The sequence below is a fragment of the Paracoccus versutus genome, from assembly GCF_000763885.1.
GTDB classification, from domain to species: Bacteria; Pseudomonadota; Alphaproteobacteria; order Rhodobacterales; family Rhodobacteraceae; genus Paracoccus; species Paracoccus versutus.
The window spans coordinates 1-483 of record NZ_JRKO01000184.1 but is presented as its reverse complement, the minus strand read 5'-3'; the positions used below and the strand labels follow the sequence as shown (position 1 = coordinate 483).

At 59.8% G+C, this 483-nt stretch carries 2 protein-coding genes; both read left to right on the top strand.

Going from position 1 to position 483, the window contains the following annotated elements:
- Positions 1-278, top strand: a 278-nt coding sequence (locus tag IT40_RS26565; protein WP_036761578.1) for a biotin/lipoyl-containing protein, incomplete at its 5' end; no start/stop codon positions are given.
- A gap of 66 nt (positions 279-344) precedes the next feature.
- Positions 345-483, top strand: a 139-nt coding sequence (locus tag IT40_RS30615) for a hypothetical protein (protein ID WP_157034072.1), incomplete at its 3' end; no start/stop codon positions are given.

Below are 483 nucleotides of genomic sequence, written 5' to 3'. Positions count from 1 at the left end.
CCTCGGTCGCCGTCGCCCAGGGGCAGAAGGTCAACCCCGGCGACCTGCTGCTGACCATCGAGGCGATGAAGATGGAAACCGCCATCCACGCCGACAGAGCCGGCCTGATCAAGACCCTCCACGTCAGACCGGGCGAACAGATCGACGCAAAAGACCTCATGATAGAGATGGAGCCTGCATCGATTGATGCGGTCACGGAGATTTCCAGGAAGGTTTCCGAACCAGCGGCAAGAGGCAACGATATCAGGGCAAAGATTGCTGCGCTCGATCAGGTCTGACCAATCAGGATTTCTTCATCGGGTAGATGCAAGGGGCAATACGCAAGCCAGTAGGGAGGTGGCCTGGTGAAGATCGGTGGATTGAAGGAGATTTTTGAGGGGGAGGCTCGGGTCGCCATCACTCCGTCCTCTGCGGGGCATCTGCGCAAGCTGGGGCATGACGTGCATGTCGAGACGGGCGCGGGGGTTCGTGCGGGGTTTTCGG